The sequence below is a fragment of the Gilliamella sp. LMG 34362 genome, assembly GCF_984569125.1.
This window is the reverse complement of the sequence record NZ_OZ474902.1, coordinates 408440-426020: the sequence shown is the minus strand read 5'-3', so window position 1 is coordinate 426020 and position 17581 is coordinate 408440. Positions and strand designations below refer to the sequence as shown.

Annotated in this window: 17 protein-coding genes; 15 read left to right on the top strand and 2 right to left on the bottom strand. The window is 36.1% G+C overall.

The window, feature by feature from the left end; genetic code table 11:
* Nucleotides 1-63 precede the first annotated feature (63 nt).
* The 3 genes from AC5LWZ_RS02070 (at nucleotide 64) to xylB (ending at nucleotide 4523) form a co-directional block, all read left to right on the top strand.
* Nucleotides 64-1374, top strand: coding sequence for an NCS2 family permease (locus AC5LWZ_RS02070; protein WP_086320145.1), 1311 nt, complete (start codon nucleotides 64-66; stop codon nucleotides 1372-1374).
* Between the two features lie 299 nt (nucleotides 1375-1673).
* Nucleotides 1674-2993 (top strand): xylose isomerase, encoded by a 1320-nt coding sequence (xylA, locus tag AC5LWZ_RS02065; protein ID WP_493463894.1) that lies wholly within the window; start codon nucleotides 1674-1676, stop codon nucleotides 2991-2993.
* A 72-nt stretch (nucleotides 2994-3065) separates the two neighbouring features.
* A complete protein-coding gene (gene xylB / locus AC5LWZ_RS02060) occupies nucleotides 3066-4523 on the top strand; it encodes a xylulokinase (protein WP_493463893.1) in 1458 nt (485 codons plus the stop codon).
* A gap of 85 nt (nucleotides 4524-4608) precedes the next feature.
* On the opposite strand, the gene AC5LWZ_RS02055 is transcribed toward xylB, so the two are convergent.
* The gene (locus AC5LWZ_RS02055) at nucleotides 4609-5799 is read right to left on the bottom strand and encodes a XylR family transcriptional regulator (RefSeq protein ID WP_493463892.1); all 1191 of its coding nucleotides are present in this window, start codon (nucleotides 5797-5799) and stop codon (nucleotides 4609-4611) included.
* Nucleotides 5800-6087: 288 nt separating this feature from the next.
* Between AC5LWZ_RS02055 and rpsL the strand changes: the two genes are divergently transcribed.
* The 4 genes from rpsL (at nucleotide 6088) to tuf (ending at nucleotide 10492) form a co-directional block, all read left to right on the top strand.
* Nucleotides 6088-6462 (top strand): 30S ribosomal protein S12, encoded by a 375-nt coding sequence (gene rpsL, locus AC5LWZ_RS02050; protein WP_034883792.1) that lies wholly within the window; start codon nucleotides 6088-6090, stop codon nucleotides 6460-6462.
* Between the two features lie 100 nt (nucleotides 6463-6562).
* Entirely contained in the window at nucleotides 6563-7033 is a 471-nt protein-coding gene (gene rpsG, locus AC5LWZ_RS02045; protein ID WP_065578189.1) for a 30S ribosomal protein S7, read from the top strand.
* A gap of 106 nt (nucleotides 7034-7139) precedes the next feature.
* Complete coding sequence (gene fusA / locus AC5LWZ_RS02040; protein ID WP_110448642.1) at nucleotides 7140-9242, top strand: elongation factor G; 2103 nt, start codon at nucleotides 7140-7142, stop codon at nucleotides 9240-9242.
* Between the two features lie 65 nt (nucleotides 9243-9307).
* Nucleotides 9308-10492, top strand: coding sequence for an elongation factor Tu (tuf, locus tag AC5LWZ_RS02035; protein ID WP_034900851.1), 1185 nt, complete (start codon nucleotides 9308-9310; stop codon nucleotides 10490-10492).
* Nucleotides 10493-10704: 212 nt separating this feature from the next.
* Here tuf and AC5LWZ_RS02030 read toward each other — a convergent pair whose 3' ends face one another.
* Complete coding sequence (locus tag AC5LWZ_RS02030; protein WP_493463891.1) at nucleotides 10705-11418, bottom strand: Crp/Fnr family transcriptional regulator; 714 nt, start codon at nucleotides 11416-11418, stop codon at nucleotides 10705-10707.
* Nucleotides 11419-11636: 218 nt separating this feature from the next.
* Between AC5LWZ_RS02030 and AC5LWZ_RS02025 the strand changes: the two genes are divergently transcribed.
* The 8 genes from AC5LWZ_RS02025 to deoC all read left to right on the top strand — a co-directional run bounded on the left by AC5LWZ_RS02025 (nucleotide 11637) and on the right by deoC (nucleotide 17581).
* Entirely contained in the window at nucleotides 11637-11984 is a 348-nt protein-coding gene (locus AC5LWZ_RS02025; protein ID WP_493463890.1) for a cupin domain-containing protein, read from the top strand.
* Between the two features lie 14 nt (nucleotides 11985-11998).
* Nucleotides 11999-12769 (top strand): class I SAM-dependent methyltransferase, encoded by a 771-nt coding sequence (locus AC5LWZ_RS02020; RefSeq protein ID WP_493463889.1) that lies wholly within the window; start codon nucleotides 11999-12001, stop codon nucleotides 12767-12769.
* Nucleotides 12770-12862: 93 nt separating this feature from the next.
* Complete coding sequence (locus AC5LWZ_RS02015; protein WP_065579134.1) at nucleotides 12863-13198, top strand: zinc ribbon domain-containing protein YjdM; 336 nt, start codon at nucleotides 12863-12865, stop codon at nucleotides 13196-13198.
* 356 nt (nucleotides 13199-13554) lie between these two features.
* Complete coding sequence (gene rpsB, locus AC5LWZ_RS02010) at nucleotides 13555-14292, top strand: 30S ribosomal protein S2 (RefSeq protein ID WP_198201589.1); 738 nt, start codon at nucleotides 13555-13557, stop codon at nucleotides 14290-14292.
* Between the two features lie 84 nt (nucleotides 14293-14376).
* Nucleotides 14377-15237, top strand: a complete 861-nt coding sequence (gene tsf, locus AC5LWZ_RS02005; RefSeq protein ID WP_110448719.1) for a translation elongation factor Ts — start codon at nucleotides 14377-14379, stop codon at nucleotides 15235-15237.
* A 119-nt stretch (nucleotides 15238-15356) separates the two neighbouring features.
* Nucleotides 15357-16091 carry a UMP kinase gene (pyrH, locus tag AC5LWZ_RS02000; protein ID WP_493463888.1) on the top strand — a complete coding sequence of 245 codons (735 nt, stop codon included), beginning with the start codon at nucleotides 15357-15359 and terminating at the stop codon, nucleotides 16089-16091.
* Between the two features lie 28 nt (nucleotides 16092-16119).
* Nucleotides 16120-16677, top strand: coding sequence for a ribosome recycling factor (frr, locus tag AC5LWZ_RS01995; RefSeq protein ID WP_065579130.1), 558 nt, complete (start codon nucleotides 16120-16122; stop codon nucleotides 16675-16677).
* A gap of 238 nt (nucleotides 16678-16915) precedes the next feature.
* Nucleotides 16916-17581 (top strand): deoxyribose-phosphate aldolase, encoded by a 666-nt coding sequence (gene deoC, locus AC5LWZ_RS01990; protein ID WP_493463887.1) that lies wholly within the window; start codon nucleotides 16916-16918, stop codon nucleotides 17579-17581.

Sequence of the window (17581 nt, the reverse complement as noted above, 5' to 3'; positions counted from 1 at the left end):
AAAAATAAAGATATAAAATTATATCAAAATGGATCACTATCAACCTAAATTGGGCTTTAATTTATGAATTCACTATTCGAAAAAATCTTTCAATTAAAAGAGAAAAAAACCACCCCTGGTACCGAATTTATCGCCGGTTGTACCACCTTTTTAACCATGGTTTATATCATCTTTGTTAATCCTTCAATCTTATCTGCAACAGGAATGGATAAATCAGCAGTGTTTGTCCTAACTTGTGTTGTCACCGCTTTTGCGACAATTATGATGGGATTATTTGCCAATCTACCGATTGCTTTAGCACCTGCCATGGGGCTAAATGTCTTTTTTGCTTATGGAATATGCGGTGCAATGGGCTATTCTTGGCAAGTTGGGATGGGAGCGATATTTTGGGGATCATTGGTCTTTTTTGCATTATCACTATTTAAAGTCCGCCATTGGTTAATCGAACATATTCCACAATGTTTACGCGCTGGTATTAGTGCTGGTATTGGCTTATTTATTGCTTTTATGGGATTCCAAAATATGGGTATTGTGGTCGCATCGCCAGCTACATTACTAACCTTAGGCAATATTTTGTCACTTAAAGTCTTATTAGGTTCGCTTGGATTTTTTATTATCGTTATCCTTGCTACCCGCAATTTTCATGCTGCCGTGTTAGTTTCTATTCTTGTCGTGACCCTACTAGCACTATGGCTTGATCCAAATATTAGTTATCAAGGAATTGCAGCCGTTCCACCGAGTGTTGGCAGCGTTGTTGGCCATGTTGACCTTGCTGGTTCACTGAATATTGGTATCCTCGGGGTAATCTTTTCAGTAATGATTGTCAGCTTGTTTGATTCATCGGGTACTATTTTAGCTTTAACTGATAAAGCAGGACTTTCTGACGAAAAAGGTCGTTTTCCTAAAATGCGTCAAGCTTTATTAATTGATAGTTTCAGTTCTTCACTTGGTGGGTTATTTGGTACTTCATCTGTATTAACTTACATTGAAAGTTCCGCAGGCATTTCAGTTGGTGGACGTACAGGCTTAACTGCAGTGGTGGTTGGCTTATTATTTTTAATGATGACTTTCTTATCACCTTTAGCACATTTAGTACCACCTTATGCCACATCAGGCGCACTAATTTTTGTTGGTATCTTAATGGTATCAAGTTTAATGAAAGTTAACTGGTCTGATTTAACTGATGCAACACCAGCATTTATTACCGCATTAATGATGCCATTTGCTTTTGCTATTACTGAAGGGGTCGCACTTGGCTTTATCTCTTATGTGATATTAAAAACATTTACTGGTAAATTTAAAGAATTAAATCTTTGTGTGATAGTTTTTGCACTACTGTTTGCTTTAAAATTCATCTTTATCGATCATCATTAATTTCATCAAACTATTTCTACCATTAACATGGTAGAAATAGCTTCTTCCCCCCATAAAATTATTTCATCTGAAATATCAAACAGACTACAACAATCATTTTACCTTCTTTAAACCCTTTATAGAATTTGATCTGAGTCACAAAAAACAAAAAACATAAAATCGCTACAAAATTTAGTAATTGTTGTTGTTGTTAAAACTCATGCATATTGATTACCTGATTTAGCAACGTTTAGTTATCCAGAAAACTTAGTAACCAATATATAGATTTTAAGTTAATTAATGGTATTTAGAGGTACATTATGAGTCAATATTATGAAAAAATAGAAAGAGTTAAATACGAAGGAACACAAACTAATAATCCTTTTGTGTTCAGGCATTACAATCCAGAGCAGATAATTTTAGGAAAAACAATGGCTGAGCACTTACGCTTTTCTATCTGTTATTGGCACACTTTTTGTTGGGCTGGCACCGACATGTTTGGTGCAAATTCATTTAATTATCCGTGGCAAAAAGGGGCTGATCCACTAGCTAATGCCAAAGCAAAGGCAGATATTGCTTTTGAATTTTTTTATAAAATGAATGTTCCTTTTTATGCATTTCATGATGTCGATGTTGCCCCAGAAGGTAATTCAATTCAAGAATACATCTCTAATTTATCCATGATGACGGATATCCTGTTACAAAAGCAACAAGAAACCGGCGTTAATTTATTATGGGGAACCGCTAACTGTTTCACAAATCCAAGATATGCAGCTGGTGCGGCAACCAATCCCGATCCGGAAGTTTTTGCCTGTGCTGCCACTCAAGTTGTCCATGCAATGAATGCTACTCATAAGTTAGGTGGTCAAAATTATGTATTATGGGGTGGTCGGGAAGGTTATGAAACGCTGTTAAATACTAACTTACGCCAAGAACGTGAACAACTCGGTAAATTTATGCAATTAGTTGTCGAAAACAAACACAAGATTGGTTTCAATGGCGCATTATTGATTGAACCAAAACCACAAGAGCCAACCAAACATCAATATGATTATGATGTTGCAACCATTTATGGCTTTTTAAAACAATTCGGCTTAGAAAAAGAAATCAAGGTCAATATTGAAGCGAATCATGCAACACTTGCCGGCCATTCATTCCAACATGAGGTAGCTTCAGCTATTGCCTTAGATATATTTGGTTCACTTGATGCTAATCGGGGTGATCCACAATTGGGATGGGATACAGATCAATTTCCGAATAGTGTCGAGGAAAACACACTAGTTATGTATGAAATATTAAAAAGTGGCGGATTTACCACTGGTGGACTTAACTTTGATGCCAAAATAAGACGACAAAGCATTGATAAATATGATGTATTTCATGGGCATATTGGTGCTATCGATACGATGGCATTATCATTAAAATGTGCAGCGAAAATGATTGAAGATAAATTATTAAATCAAAAAGTAGCTGAGCGTTATGCCGATTGGGACAAAAATTTAGGTAAAGATATTTTACAAGGGAATATGTCCCTACAAGAAATTGCACAATATAGTCTTGCAAACAACCTGCAACCTAAAGCACGTAGCGGTGCACAAGAACAATTAGAAAATATTGTTAATAAATCTATTTTTGGCTAAAAAAATCATTGTGTATTTATCTATCAGAACTATTATATTTATAGTTCTGATAGCTGCATAATGGAGGCAGATATGTATATTGGTATTGATTTAGGCACCTCTGGTGTCAAAGTAATTTTAATGGATGAAAAACAACGCATTATGGCGTCAAATACAAAGTCACTCACCGTAACCCGTCCTCACCCATTATGGTCAGAACAAGATCCCCAGCAGTGGTGGCAAGCAACAGATTCAGCACTACAAGAACTTAGCCATCAACATGACTTAACACTAGTCAAAGCAATTGGCTTAAGTGGACAAATGCATGGAGCAGTACTATTAGATAGTTCATCTCAAATATTAAGGCCAGCAATTTTATGGAATGACGGCCGTTGTGATATTGAATGTCATGAATTAGAACAATTAGTGCCAAATTCTAGAAAAATTACTGGCAATTTGATGATGGCAGGTTTTACTGCACCCAAAATAAAATGGGTGCAAAAACACGAGCCAGAAATATTTGCCAAAATAGATAAAGTACTTTTACCAAAGGATTATTTACGCTTTAAAATTACAGGCGAATATGCATCAGATATGTCTGATTCTGCTGGCACTATGTGGTTAGATGTTGAAAAACGTGATTGGAACGATCAATTGTTAAATGCTTGTGGTTTAAGTCGACGACATATGCCAACCTTATTTGAAGGCAATCAAATAACTGGTTATGTTACTGATGATATTGCTAAACGTTGGAAAATAAATTCAATTCCAGTTATTGCCGGTGGTGGCGATAATGCTGCCGGTGCTATCGGTGTTGGTCTTTATCAACCAGGACAAGCAATGCTTTCACTTGGTACTTCAGGGGTTTATTTCGCCGTTACTGATCGGTTTATCAGCCAACCTGAACAGGCAATTCATAGCTTTTGCCATGCATTACCTAATCGTTGGCATCTTATGTCGGTTATGTTAAGTTGTGCTTCATGTCTTGATTGGGGATGCCAATTGTTAGACATTAAAGATGTTGCTACATTATTTAGCTTAATAGAAGAACAACCATCTGACGATAAACCGCCAATCTATTTTTTACCTTATCTATCAGGTGAAAGAACACCGCATAATAACCCTGAAGCTAAAGGTGTATTTTTTGGCTTAACCTATCAACATAATAAAGTCGATTTAGCTAAAGCAATCTTGTTAGGTGTGAGTTATGGCCTAGCAGATGGTATAGATGTAGTAAAACAAACAGGCATTTCACCCAATAAAATTATTGTTATTGGTGGCGGAGCTAGAAGTAAATATTGGCGCCAATTAATTAGTGATATCTCTGGTTATACTATAGTTTATTGTGAGGGTGGCGAAGTTGGTCCCGCTTTAGGCGCCGCTAAACTGGCACAAATCGCTTGTAACCCAGATAGTGATTTAGGGCAATGGTTAGCACCATTACCAACCATTCAAACTCACCAGCCAGATAGGGAAAAACATGAATATTACCAACAACAGCGTGCTATGTTTAGAAACATTTATCAACAATTAAAACCGCTAATGTCTTGATATTAAAAAGCAGAAGATCTTTTATAACACTCTTCTGCTTTTTAGCCAGTTAATAAATCTATTTTTTAACTTTATGTTAATTTGATTATAGTAAATTAAGATTGGTAAATTTATTTCTGAAATCCTTCGGTGTTATACCATATAACTTTTTAAATAAAAAGTAAAAATATTGCACTGATGGATAGCCACATTGCTCAGATATTGCTTGAATCGATAATGAAGATTCAATTAATAGATATTTGGCTCGATTAAACTTCTCTTCATGAATGACTGTGTGAATGGTTTTACCTAATGATGTTTTAAAGCGAAGTTCTAAATTAGAACGAGATATTTGCAATTCCGAAGTCACTTGATCTACTTTAATACCTTTACAAGCATAATCACGGATATAATGAATAGCTTGTATAACATAAGGATCTTGTATTGAACGGTAATCGGTCGAACGACGTTCAATAACTTTTTTCGGTGAAATTAACCGTGGTGAGGTAGAGACCTTTCCTTTATTAAATATTTTTTGCAATAATTTAGCGGCTTCAAATCCCATCTCCTCGGTTCCTTGTTTTACAGTAGATAAGGAAACCATCGATAGATCATTGATTACTTCTTCATTATCTATACCAATTAAGCATAACTCTTCAGGTATTTTTATTTCAACTCTATCACAAGCTTGTAAAATATGATGAGCTCTAGCATCATTTACGGCAATAATGCCGGTATTAACTGGCAGAGATAATAACCATTTAGAGAGTTTATCTAAGCTATCTTGCCAATTATCAAGAGATGTAGTTGTTCCTTGATAAATAAACCCTTCATAACCCTTTTGACTTACAATTTGCTCAAAAAACTGTTCTCTTACTGCCGCCCAACGACAAGATCGATGTGATGGTAGGCCATAAAAGGCAAATTGATTAATGCCTTTAGAACATAAATGATTAAAAGCACTCTCAATAATCGCAAAATTATCCGCAGCAACATAAGGAACCTTTGGATAACTTGAATTATCATGATGTGAACTACCTACCCCAATTATTGGAATATCAACATTGGTTAGTAGATCTTGAATATCTGGATCATCAAAATTAGCAATAATACCATCGCAATCAAAATGGAAAGCTGTGTTTGTGTCATAACGCATGGTTTCGGAAATATAGATATTCCAGTGAATATTATTCGCTTTTAGAAAATCACCTATTCCTTTAAGGATTTGTCGATCATAAATATTGTTTGCATTAAATAGCAAAACAACTTTGTAACTTTCAACCTGTGTATCTTTCATTGTCACATTTATATATTGGTATTAATTTATATCCCATCTATTAGGATAAACTAGTGCGATAAAAAGCACCAATAAAATAAAAAAATGTATTTTTATTTCGCATTTATTCATGCATAAAAATTATTGATAAATAACATAAAGAACCTGTGCTAATACTTGACATTATAGCTATTGAGGTCTAGAATCTTGCGACCCAAAACTTATATAAATAGGCTTTGGGCTACAGTTATTAATTACGTATCTAAAAAGCAATTTTTAAATTTATTTTAATTAATCAGGAGCTTATTAATGGCAACAATTAATCAGCTGGTACGCAAACCAAGAGCACTAAAGGAAGCGAAAAGTAACGTTCCTGCACTTGAAGCATGCCCGCAAAAACGAGGTGTATGTACACGTGTTTACACCACTACACCTAAAAAACCAAACTCAGCATTACGTAAAGTATGCCGTGTACGTTTAACCAACGGTTTCGAAGTAACTTCTTACATCGGTGGTGAAGGTCATAACTTACAAGAACATAGCGTGATTTTAATCCGCGGTGGTCGTGTTAAAGATTTACCTGGTGTTCGTTATCACACTGTTCGTGGTGCATTAGACTGCGCAGGTGTTAAAGATCGCAAACAAAGCCGTTCTAAATACGGTGTGAAACGACCTAAAGCTTAATGGAACTCCGTTAAGTAAGGCCAAACTATATAAATTCCATATAACTCATTTGAGTTTTGGGTAAACCTGAAAATTTGTAACATATAAACGGAGTATTCCAATGCCACGTCGTCATGTTGTCGGTCAAAGAAAAATTTTACCTGATCCGAAATTCGGTTCAGATTTGCTGGCGAAATTTGTAAATATTTTAATGATAGATGGTAAAAAATCTGTCGCAGAATCAATCGTATATTCAGCTCTTGATAAATTAGCTGAGCGTAGTGGAAAAGACCACTTAGCAGCTTTCGAAGTTGCATTAGATAACGTAAGACCAACTGTAGAAGTTAAGTCTCGTCGCGTTGGTGGTTCTACATACCAAGTTCCTGTTGAAGTGCGTCCTGTTCGTCGTAATGCACTTGCAATGCGTTGGATTGTAGATGCTGCACGTAAACGTGGCGATAAATCAATGGCATTACGCCTAGCGAATGAACTTATGGATGCTTTTGAAAACAAAGGTACCGCTGTGAAAAAACGCGAAGATGTTCATCGTATGGCTGAAGCTAATAGAGCGTTTGCACACTATCGTTGGTAATTTAAGCGCTTATATAAGACGCTTGAAATTAGACTGATAATTAATAGTTATTATCAGTCCCCCAAAAGATATTTTATAAGCAAACGATTCTAAATAGAGGATTAATATGGCTCGTACAACCCCTATAGCACGCTACCGTAATATCGGTATCAGTGCACACATTGACGCAGGTAAAACTACGACAACTGAACGTATTTTGTTTTACACTGGCGTAAGTCACAAAATTGGTGAGGTTCATGATGGTGCAGCTACCATGGACTGGATGGAACAAGAACAAGAACGTGGTATCACTATCACTTCTGCAGCAACTACTGCATTCTGGTCTGGTATGGGTCAACAATTTGAACCACACCGAATCAATATCATCGACACCCCGGGACACGTTGACTTCACAATCGAAGTTGAACGTTCTATGCGTGTTTTAGATGGTGCGGTAATGGTTTACTGTGCGGTTGGCGGTGTTCAACCTCAATCAGAAACAGTATGGCGTCAAGCAAACAAATATAAAGTTCCACGTATCGCTTTCGTAAACAAAATGGACCGTATGGGTGCTAACTTCTTACGTGTTGTTGATCAAATCAAAACTCGTTTAGCCGCTGTACCAGTTCCATTAGTATTACCTATCGGTGCTGAAGAAGGCTTTACTGGTGTAGTTGATTTACTTAAACGTAAAGCAATTAACTGGAATGATGCTGATCAAGGTGTAAGTTTCACTTATGAAGATGTTCCTGCAGATATGGTTGAGCAAGTCGAAGAATGGCGTGCAAACTTAATGGAAGCAGCAGCTGAAGCAAATGAAGAGTTAATGGAAAAATACCTTGGTGGTGAAGAGTTAACTGAAGAAGAAGTTAAATTAGCATTACGTGAACGTGTGCTTGCTAACGAAATCATCTTAGTAACTTGTGGTAGTGCCTTTAAAAACAAAGGTGTTCAATTCATGCTTGATGCAGTAATTGAATATTTACCAGCACCAACAGATGTTCCAGCAATCAAAGGTGAATTACCAAATGGTGAAGCAGCAGAGCGTCATTCAAGTGATGATGAACCATTCTCATCATTAGCATTTAAAATTGCAACTGACCCATTTGTTGGTAACTTAACATTCTTCCGTGTTTACTCTGGTGTAGTAAATTCTGGTGATACTGTTCTTAACTCTGTTAAAGATAAAAAAGAACGTTTTGGTCGTATCGTTCAGATGCACGCTAACAAACGTGAAGAAATTAAAGAAGTTCGCGCAGGTGACATTGCAGCAGCTATCGGTCTTAAAGAGGTAACAACTGGTGATACATTATGTGCTGAAAGTGCTCCAATTATTCTAGAAAGAATGGAGTTCCCAGAGCCGGTAATTTCTGTTGCTGTTGAACCAAAAACTAAAGCTGACCAAGAAAAAATGGGACTTGCTTTAGGTCGACTAGCACAAGAAGATCCTTCATTCCGTGTTCACACCGATGAAGAATCAGGTCAAACAATTATTTCTGGTATGGGTGAGCTTCACTTAGAAATCATCGTTGACCGTATGAAACGTGAATTTAAAGTGGAAGCAAATGTTGGTAAACCGCAAGTTGCTTACCGTGAAACCATTCGCAATGAAGTTGAACAAGAAGGTAAATTTGTTCGTCAGTCTGGTGGTCGTGGTCAATATGGTCATGTATGGTTAAGAATTAAACCATTAGAAGCTGGTGGCGAAGGCTACAAATTCAACAATGAAATTGTTGGTGGTGTGGTTCCTAAAGAATACATCCCTGCAGTTGATAAAGGCTGTCAAGAACAAATGAAAAATGGTGTTCTTGCTGGTTACCCAATTGTTGATGTTGAAGTTACCATCTTTGATGGTTCTTACCATGATGTCGACTCATCAGAAATGGCATTTAAAATTGCCGGTTCAATGGCGTTTAAAGATGGCTTCATGAAAGCTAAACCTGTGCTTTTAGAACCAATCATGAAAGTAGAAGTTGAAACCCCTGAAGATTATATGGGTGACGTTATCGGTGACTTAAACCGTCGTCGTGGTATGATCGAAGGAATGGAAGATACTGCAACTGGTAAAACAGTTAAAGCACAAGTTCCACTTTCAGAAATGTTTGGTTATGCAACAGACCTTCGTTCACAAACACAAGGTCGTGCTTCTTACTCAATGGAGTTCTTGAAGTACAATGAAGCGCCAACCAATATTGCAACTGCAATTATTGAAGCTCGTAAAGCGAAATAATTATTTATATAAATAAGTAACACTTCCCTATTGTTAGGGAAGTGATTTAATAAAGGAACATTAAGATGTCTAAAGAAAAATTTGAACGTACAAAACCCCACGTTAACGTTGGTACAATCGGCCACGTTGACCATGGTAAAACAACTTTAACTGCAGCGATCACATCAGTATTATCTAAAAAATACGGTGGTCAAGCTCGTGCATTCGATCAAATCGATAACGCACCAGAAGAAAAAGCACGTGGTATCACCATCAATACTTCACACGTTGAATACGATACACCAACTCGTCACTATGCACACGTAGACTGCCCAGGCCATGCTGACTATGTTAAAAACATGATCACTGGTGCGGCACAAATGGACGGCGCTATCTTAGTAGTAGCAGCAACTGATGGTCCAATGCCACAAACTCGTGAGCACATTCTTTTAGGTCGTCAAGTAGGTGTACCTTACATCATCGTATTCTTAAACAAATGTGATATGGTTGATGATGAAGAATTATTAGAATTAGTTGAAATGGAAGTACGTGAACTTCTATCTCAATACGATTTCCCAGGTGACGATACACCAGTAATTCGTGGTTCAGCGCTTAAAGCGTTAGAAGGCGATGCAGCATGGGAAGACAAAATTGTAGAATTAGCAGAAGCATTAGACAGCTACATTCCAGAACCAGAGCGTGACATTGATAAACCATTCTTATTACCAATCGAAGACGTATTCTCAATCTCAGGCCGTGGTACAGTAGTAACAGGTCGTGTAGAGCGCGGTGTAATCAAAGTTGGTGAAGAAGTTGAAATCGTTGGTATCAAACCGACTACTAAAACAACTTGTACTGGTGTTGAAATGTTCCGTAAATTACTAGACGAAGGTCGTGCTGGTGAGAACGTAGGTGTATTATTACGTGGTACAAAACGTGAAGAAATCGAACGTGGTCAAGTATTAGCAAAACCAGGTTCAATCACTCCACATACAGATTTCGAATCAGAAGTGTATATTCTAAGTAAAGATGAAGGTGGTCGTCATACTCCATTCTTCAAAGGTTACCGTCCACAGTTCTACTTCCGTACAACAGACGTAACAGGTACTATTGAATTACCAGAAGGCGTAGAAATGGTAATGCCAGGTGATAACATCAAAATGACAGTATCATTAATTCACCCAATCGCAATGGCAGACGGCTTACGTTTCGCTATCCGTGAAGGTGGTCGTACTGTTGGTGCTGGTGTTGTTGCTAAGGTTATCAAATAATTTAAGCTTAACTAAAGAGCATGTTAAATGCTCTTACCAGTTCAAAAAAGGTGCACTTTGTGCACCTTTTTTATTTGCTATCTAATCAATACTATTCGAATAACTGAAACAACTTAACTGATTTCCGCTTACCTGTAGCAAAACTTATCATCCTTTGCACTTTGTTGACTAAAAATAGACTAACTATTCAAATTTTATAAAAATATAGCTAACTAAAATGAACGTTGTGAAGGAAGTGTAAGTTGGTGAAGATAGGTTGTTTTTAAAATTGTTACCTGATTCAATTTAATTTCAATTATTTTTTGTTTACGCCAACTAGAAATTAGTCGGCTTAACGTTTCATAACGGATACCAAGCTTAGTTGCCAATTGACTGCGTGATATTGGTAACACAAAACTTATATCTTGTTTAGAAGATAACGATAAAATATAAGCCGCTAAACGCTGTTCTGCCGAACTGGATGTTAACCAATCGATGTTATTAATTTGTTCGTATAGTTTACTACTAAATTGCACTAACAAGCGTTGCATAACAATAGGATTATTCATACAAACTTGTAATACGCTATTTTTTTCAAGTAATAATAATGAGCAATTAGTTTTTGCTCGAATTGTCATCGGAAAGCGATTATGTGGCATAAACACTGCCGCAATGGCAACTAATTCATAAGGTGAAAAAATTCCAAAAACTTTTTCTTCACCTAAATAAGTATTTCTAAATACCTCGACTTCACCAGCAAGAACCAAAGAACAACCAGAAAATGGCATACCTTCATAGCTAATTAGCTCACCGATACTAAATTCCATATAACTAGCATTTTCAAGGATCGGTATTAATGCATCAGTGGCTAGCCCATCAAACATTTTTACATTATTTAACCAAGTCAAAATCTCATCTTGCGTTGGTATATTTTTGACAAATGTCATAGGGATTACTTAATGATAACTTTAGAATGACTTCAATATAATTGATAATAATTCTTATTTCAATAAATAAAGCTTTATTATTAATCACTAATAAATATATGAAATATAATGTTTTTTGTTAACAATAATAATTTAACTACTTATAACCTATATCATAAGCATTGGCCAAAATAACAATTATATTTTGTTTTGCACTTACTGAAAAACAGGAGCATCTTATGCCAAATAATACTATTCCCCCAGCACAAGAACTCAATTTAGCTTCATTAATTAAACAAACGGAGCAAGGTATTGCTAGTCGAGTGTTAGCTAAAACATCTGGTGGTAACTTAACCTTATTTGCTTTTGATAAAGGACAAGGGCTCTCTGAACATAGCGCACCATTTGATGCGATCGTTATGGTCATAGAAGGGCAATTAAATTTAATTATTGATGGAGAAACAGTTAAAGCAGAGCCAGGAACGATAGTAAAAATGCCAGCTAATATCCCTCATGCTGTTGAAGCACCAACAACAGCAAAAATGCTATTAATAATGTTGAGAGAAATCACATTAAAGACTAATTAAACTAAGGACAGACAATGGAACAAATTAAAAAAGAAGCTGGCCATAAATTTCTTGCTCGTTTAGGGAAAACAAGGTTACGCCCAGGGGGAAAGAAAGCCACGGAATGGTTATTTAAACAAGCAGAATTTACTCCACAAAGTCGGGTTTTAGAAATTGCATGTAATATGGCTACAACATCTATTGACATTGCCAAACGATTTAATTGCCATATTATTGGTATAGATATGGACAAATCGGCATTAACAAAAGCTAAACAAAATGTTATAAAAAATAATGTTAGTCAGTTAGTCGATATACAGCAAGCCGACGCATCCAAATTACCTTTCGCTGATAACAGCTTTGATGTTGTAATTAATGAAGCGATGTTAACCATGTATGCCGATAAAACGAAAGCTCGCCTACTCAACGAGTATTTTCGAGTATTAAAACCAGGTGGAAGATTATTAACGCATGACATTATGTTAGTAGATCCAGAAAACTCTCAAAACGTAATGGCACAGATTCATAATGCGATCAATGTTAATGCACAGCCTATGAGTCATGATGAATGGATTAATCTTTTTTCAACTATAGGATTTATCAATATAAAATCAGAAAATGCCGCTATGACGTTAATGTCACCACGAGGTATGATTACCGATGAAGGATTTTTTGGTGCAATCAAAATTGTTGGTAATGCACTACATAAACAAAATCGACCACAATTTATCCAAATGTTTAAAACATTTAGAAAAAATAAAAAATCCCTTAATTACATTGCTATCTGTAGTGTCAAACCGAAATAATAAAAAAATTAGGTATAGCTGAATATCATGACTAAACAGTCTTTTTTTGCTATAGTGGGCGTCATTTTATTTAATTTGGATTAATGAAAAACTATGGAATCTATACCTAATTGCCCAGCTTGCCAATCTGAACACACTTACCACGATGGTACTTTTTATGTTTGTCCGGAATGTGCACACGAATGGGATCCAAATCAAGAAACTTCGACAACAGATGAATTACAAGTTAAAGATAGCAATGGCAATTTGTTAGTTGATGGCGATGATATTATTTTGATTAAAGATTTAAAATTAAAAGGCTCATCAACCGTCCTCAAAAAGGGTGCTAAAGCTAAAGGCATTCGTCTAGTAGACGGTGATCACGAAATTGATTGTAAAATCGATGGCATGAAAGTAATGCTTAAAGCCTGTTTTGTTAAAAAGGCTTAATGATTTAAAGCAACAAGCAACTTTTTTAATATAAGCTAATAAATTGACTTTGTTAGCTTATATCTTTATTTTTCCAGACCAAATCCACAACCTTTAATAAAAAAACAATATTTCACCACCTATAAAAATAAATACTTCTGGTAATCTTCATTTAAATGTGGTATAAAACGCGCGCTATATTTCAGATTATTTTTATTGAAAATAATAATGAAACATCAGCATAAAATTTAATAATTAATTAACGTTATAACACACACATATCATTACTCTTTGCCGGGGTGCCTTTTACTTAAAGTAATAAGGTCGGATAAAGCGGATATGTGGAGGCATAACCCCAACGTAAAAATGAGGAAATCATGACTACAGTATCAATGCGCGATATGTTACAAGCAGGTGTACATTTTGGACACCAAACTCGTTATTGGAACCCAAAAATGAAACCATTTATTTTTGGTGCTCGTAACAAAGTTCACATCATCAATCTTGAAAAAACAGTACCAATGTTCAATGAAGCATTAGCTGAATTAAACAAAGTTGCTGCGCGTAAAGGTAAAATTTTATTTGTTGGTACAAAACGTGCTGCAAGTGAAGCAATTAAACAAGCAGCTGAAAGCTGTGGACAATACTACGTTAATCACCGTTGGTTAGGTGGTATGTTGACTAACTGGAAAACAGTACGTCAATCAATCAAACGTTTAAAAGATTTAGAAACACAAGCTAATGATGGTACATTTGATAAATTAACCAAGAAAGAAGCACTTATGCGTGCTCGTGAAATGGCTAAATTAGAAAATAGCTTGGGTGGAATTAAAAATATGGGTGGCTTACCCGATGTGATTTTTGTTATTGGTGCAGACCATGAACATATCGCAATCAAAGAAGCTAACAATTTAGGTATTCCAGTCATTGCTGTTGTTGATACTAACTCAGATCCAGATGGTATTGATTACATTGTTCCTGGTAATGATGACGCAATCCGTGCAATTCAATTATATGTAAATGCAGTTGCTGAAGCAGTACGTTCAGGTCGTGAACAAAATCAATCTCCAGTATCTGAAGAAAGCTTTGTTGAAGAAGCTCCAGCAGCAGAATAATAAACTCAAATATTTTCAGGGTCGATAATATCGTCGACCCATTCTAATGAAAATCATCATAATGGTTAAATAGAGGATTTTAAAATGGCTGAAGTTACCGCTTCTATGGTAAAAGAACTGCGCGAAAGAACTGGCGCAGGTATGATGGAATGTAAAAAAGCATTAGTTGAAGCAAATGGTGATATCGATCTTGCTATCGACAACATGCGTAAATCAGGTCAAGCCAAAGCAGCTAAAAAAGCTGGTCGTGTGGCAGCTGAAGGTGTAATTATTTCTAAAATTTCAGCAGATAAAAAAGTTGGTGTTATTTTAGAAATTAACTGTGAAACTGACTTTGTTGCTAAAGATGCTGGTTTCTTAGAATTCAGTGATAAAGTAGCAACAGCTGCTTTAAATGATCAAATCACTGATATCGCAGCTTTACAAGCAAAATTTGAAGAAGAACGTACTGCATTAGTTGCAAAAATTGGTGAAAACATCGGTATCCGTCGTGTTCAACAAATCACTGGCGATGTAGTTGGTAGTTATCAACACGGTGCACGTATTGGTGTTTTAGTTGCAGCTAACAGTGGTTGTGATGAAGAATTAGTTAAACACATTGCAATGCACATTGCAGCAAGCAAACCAGAATATGTTGACCCTAGCGATGTACCTGCAGATGTGGTTGAGCATGAACGTAATATTCAAATTGATATTGCAATGCAATCTGGTAAACCTCGTGAAATCGCAGAAAAAATGGTTGAAGGCCGTATGCGTAAATTCACTGGTGAAGTATCACTTACTGGTCAACCATTTGTAATGGATCCAAGCAAAACAGTTGGTGATTTACTTGCTGAGAAAAAAGCGACTGTTGCATCATTTATCCGCTTTGAAGTGGGTGAAGGTATCGAAAAAGTCGAAGTTGATTTTGCGGCAGAAGTGGCTGCGATGTCGAAACAATCTTAATTGTTTTATTAAAACCGCCTTCATGGCGGTTTTGTTTATCCACAAAATATTTTAAAATGATTGCCAGCTAGTTATGCTAGCTTTTTAAGTAATTAAATAACGAAATAGTGAGACTTCATATGGTAACCCCTTTCTATAAACGTATCCTTCTTAAACTTAGTGGTGAAGCGCTGCAAGGTGATGAAGGTTTTGGTATTGATCCAACCGTTCTTGATCGTATGGCACAAGAAATTAAAGAACTTATCGATATGGGAGTTCAGGTTGCTGTTGTTATTGGGGGTGGTAATCTATTTCGTGGTGCAGGACTTGCTAAAGCAGGTATGAACCGTGTTGTTGGTGACCATATGGGTATGCTTGCCACAGTAATGAACGGTCTTGCTATGCGTGATGCGTTGCACCGAATTGAAGTTAATGCCCGTTTGATGTCGGCAATTCCATTAAACGGCGTTTGTGATGATTATCGCTGGACTGAAGCAATCAGCTTGCTTAAACATGGTAAGGTCGTTATCCTTTCGGCTGGAACCGGTAACCCATTTTTCACAACTGACTCAGCAGCCTGTTTACGAGGTATTGAAATTGAAGCTGATGTGGTTTTAAAAGCAACCAAAGTTGATGGTGTTTATTCAGCCGATCCCGTAAAAAATCCTAATGCAACACTTTATAAAACACTTAATTACGAGAAAGTGTTAGATGATGAATTAAAAGTGATGGATTTAGCCGCATTTACATTAGCACGTGATCATAATCTACCAATTTGTGTGTTTAATATGAATAAACCCGGCGCATTACGTCGCGTCATTCTAGGCGAATCAGAAGGAACATTAATCAATAATCAGGCTACAGTTAGCTGCTAGTCTTATTTATTTAAAAAGGTTTTTTATTATGCTAAATGAGATTCAAAAAGAAGCGCAAGAGCGCATGGAAAAAAGTATTGATGCGTTTCAGAATCATATTTCTAAAATTAGAACTGGTCGTGCATCGCCAAGTTTATTAGATGGCATTATGGTTGAGTATTATGGTAGCCCAACACCACTTCGTCAATTAGCCAATATCGTTGCTGAAGATGCAAGAACCCTTGCAATTACAGTATTTGATAAATCATTAACACCATTAATTGAAAAAGCAATTTTAACTTCAGATTTAGGATTAAATCCGGCATCAGCGGGGACCGTTATTCGAGTTCCTCTGCCACCGCTTACTGAAGAGCGCCGTCGTGATTTAACTAAAATTGTTCGTGGTGAGGCAGAGCAAGGCCGTGTATCGATCCGTAATATCCGTCGTGATGCCAATGATCAAATCAAAGCATTATTGAAAGATAAAGAAATTTCTGAAGATGATGAACGTAAATCACAAGATTTAATTCAAAAAGCAACCGATGCTGCTATTAAAAAATTAGATGCAGTACTTGCTGAGAAAGAGAAAGAATTAATGGAATTCTAATCTATTTCAAAAATTCATAAATATCATTTTGACGCCCAGTTTTATTAAACTGGGCGTTTTTATTTATTTCTTTAACATATTAATACTAGTTGTTGTATTTCAAATTCTCATAAATTAGCGATATAATGTTATTAAAGTAACATTATTTGTTTATATTTGTTATTTTTATAACATTACTATTTAGAAATTAACAACATTAACTAGATTTAACATTAATAAAAAATTTAAGGAAACCTTTATGGATTATGCAAAGTATATTGATCATACTTTATTAGCGATGAATGCGACTGAAGATCAGATTCGAAAACTCTGTGATGAAGCAAAAGAATATCATTTTTATTCTGTCTGCGTTAATTCTGGCTATGTCCCTTTAGTGGCAGAGTTATTAAAAGGTAGTGATGTAAAAGTATGTTCAGTAGTCGGTTTTCCACTTGGTGCTATGCTTACGTCAGCTAAAGCTTATGAAACAGAAATGGCTGTTAAAGCTGGTGCAGAAGAAATTGACATGGTAATCAATGTCGGTTGGCTAAAAAGCAATAATTGGAATGCAGTTAAAAATGATATCGAAGCAGTATTCAAAGCCTGCGGTTCTGTACCATTAAAAGTTATCTTAGAAACTTGCTTATTAACCAAAGAAGAAATTGTTAAAGTTTGTACAATTTGTAAAGATATTGGCGTTGCTTTTGTCAAAACATCTACCGGCTTCAGTACTTCTGGCGCAACAGTTGAAGATGTAAAATTAATGCGTGAAACGGTCGGTAAAAATATGGGCGTGAAAGCGTCTGGTGGTATTCGTGATCGTATGACTGCCGAAAAAATGGTTCAAGCTGGTGCAAATCGTTTAGGCGCAAGTGCTGGTATTGCAATCGTTTCAGGTAGCAGTACATCATCTAGCAATTACTAA